This window comes from Myroides sp. WP-1, assembly GCF_014145635.1.
Lineage (GTDB): Bacteria > Bacteroidota > Bacteroidia > Flavobacteriales > Flavobacteriaceae > Flavobacterium.
Genome location: NZ_JACHTC010000050.1, coordinates 1 through 2,316 on the forward strand (window position 1 = coordinate 1; position 2,316 = coordinate 2,316).

Below are 2,316 nucleotides of genomic sequence, written 5' to 3' on the forward strand. Positions count from 1 at the left end.
TTGAACTAAACCTTCGGTAGCTTTTCCGTTAGAAGTCATATATTTAGGATATTAAAAAAATAAAATTATGGTAACTAAAAAAAATCTCCGGAGGAATTAAGAGCGAACAAATATTTGAATCGCGCTTGTAGTGAAATTAATGGTTTCTCTGAACTTCTGCAACGTTTCGAACGAAATATTTCCATTTTAGGTAGAAGTAAACGCACTTTTGATAATTATTCCCGCCATGTGGCTGCAATGGCACTTCATTTTGGCTGTTTACCTACCGAATTAGATCCCGAACAAGTTAAAGACTATCTTTTTGAACTACAACAACGGTCGAATTCTCCTTCTCAATCGTATTTTAAACACACGGTTTACGGACTAAGGTTTCTATTAAAAACCGAAAATCTTCCGTACGATTATCTTCATTTACCTTCCATTCCTAAAGAAAAAAAACTTCCCGTAATTCTTAGTCGAGATGAGATTTGGAAATTGCTTCAACATGCCGATTTACTTAAACATCGCATTTTAATTGGTTTGATTTACAGTTGTGGACTTCGTTGTATGGAAGTGAGAAACATCGAATTAAAGCATTTAGATTTTGATCGGAAACTCCTTCATATCGTTCAAAGTAAAGGGAAGAAGGATCGTTATGTTCCGCTTTCTGATCATATCATTCGAGGGATTAAAAAATATATTTCAGTCGAACATCCCACCACATTTTTATTTACGGGTAATACCAAAGATACCAAAGGATTTGATTCTCGATACAGCCAACGCGGGGTTCAATGGGCGATTCAATCGGTTTGTAAAAAAGCAGGCATTTTAAAAGATGTGCATACACACACGCTGCGCCACAGCTATGCGACCCATTTATTGGAAGATGGTGTAAATATTCTGCAAGTTCAGAAATTGATGGGGCATGAACGCATCGAAACTACGATGGAATATTTACATGTTTGTCAGCTCGAAAACCAAAAAATACACAGTCCAATTGATACCGTTTTTGCGCTATGCAGCCGCAATGGGAAGTAGCTGATGTGCTGAGAAAAGTTGATTTATCCCATCAAAACTTCACGGTTCATCAGGAGAAAACACTCCGAGCACTGACTTTATGCCGAACTGCTGCTTTGGGCGGACATGTAGATGCGTGTGATACCTGTGGAAACATCAACATCAGTTACAACAGTTGTCGCAACAGGCATTGCCCGAAATGCCAAGGTCATAAACGAGAAGAATGGATTCAGGCGCGCGAACATGATTTATTGCCCTGTTCGTATTATCATGTGGTTTTTACTATTCCAGATTCGCTTAATGGTTTGGCGATTCATCAACCACAATTGATTTATAAAATCTTGTTTGATTCGGTTTGGGCAACGCTTTCTCAATTTGGTAAAACCGACGGTTTGCAATTGGGTATGATTGCTATTTTACATACTTGGGGACAAAATTTGAGTTTGCATCCGCATCTACATTGTATTGTTCCAGGTGGAGGAATTGATGCAAATGGTAAGTGGAAACGAAAGATAAAAACCGATAAATACTTGTTTGCAGTAAAAGCCTTGAGTAAGGTTTTTCGTGCCAAATATGTAGCCTTGTTGCGCAAAGAAAAATTGGCAGATGCTCAAGTCTTGCTAAGTTTGTTTGAAAAGGATTGGGTGGTTTATGCCAAGCGCCCCTTTGGTGGTCCCAAACAAGTCATTGAATATTTAGGGAGATATACGCACAAGGTGGCTATTAGCAACCATCGGATTAAAAACGTAACTCATCAAGAGGTTACCATTCATTACAAAGATTATAAAGACCACAGTAAAACCAAGCAATTAACATTAAAAAACGAAGAATTTGCCCGCCGCTTTAGTTTACATATTCTGCCTAAACGCTTTGTTCGAATTAGGCATTACGGTATTTTAAGTAGCAGTTGGAAACGGGGTAAATTGCAACAATTACAAGAAGATTTAAATATCATTCGACCGATAGTTGAACCTAAAACACAACATCGAAAATGTTATTGTTGCAAAGTTGGTAATTTGGTTACGTTACATGTTTTTGGGCAAAGAGGTCCGCCAAAAGCATATCTTATCGAAAACACAATTGCTTCTGTGAATTAGGTTTTACGGGTAAGGGAACTTGTGTTTAATTGTTCCAAAAAACACCAAAAAACAATTGAAACAGCACAACTTTAACCATAAAAAAAGCAGTAATCCTAAAATTACTGCTGGTATATCTTAAAGTCATACTTCGAAAACTCCATAATACGTATTAAGCTTCCTACGGTTCCGTTCAACGGGCTTTCATCTCGTGCCCTCCGGGCAAGACGAAAGCTTAGTTATT

Annotated in this window: 2 protein-coding genes; both read left to right on the plus strand. The window is 37.8% G+C overall.

Annotated elements, in window-relative coordinates; all coding sequences use genetic code 11:
* Nucleotides 1–114 precede the first annotated feature (114 nt).
* The gene (locus H4K33_RS16205) at nt 115–1,017 is read left to right on the plus strand and encodes a tyrosine-type recombinase/integrase (protein WP_073028679.1); all 903 of its coding nucleotides are present in this window, start codon (nt 115–117) and stop codon (nt 1,015–1,017) included.
* Nucleotides 996–2,093 carry an IS91 family transposase gene (locus H4K33_RS16210; RefSeq protein ID WP_058699629.1) on the plus strand — a complete coding sequence of 366 codons (1,098 nt, stop codon included), beginning with the start codon at nt 996–998 and terminating at the stop codon, nt 2,091–2,093. The genes H4K33_RS16205 and H4K33_RS16210 overlap by 22 nt, the downstream gene beginning before the upstream one ends.
* The last annotated feature ends 223 nt before the right edge of the window (nt 2,094–2,316 follow it).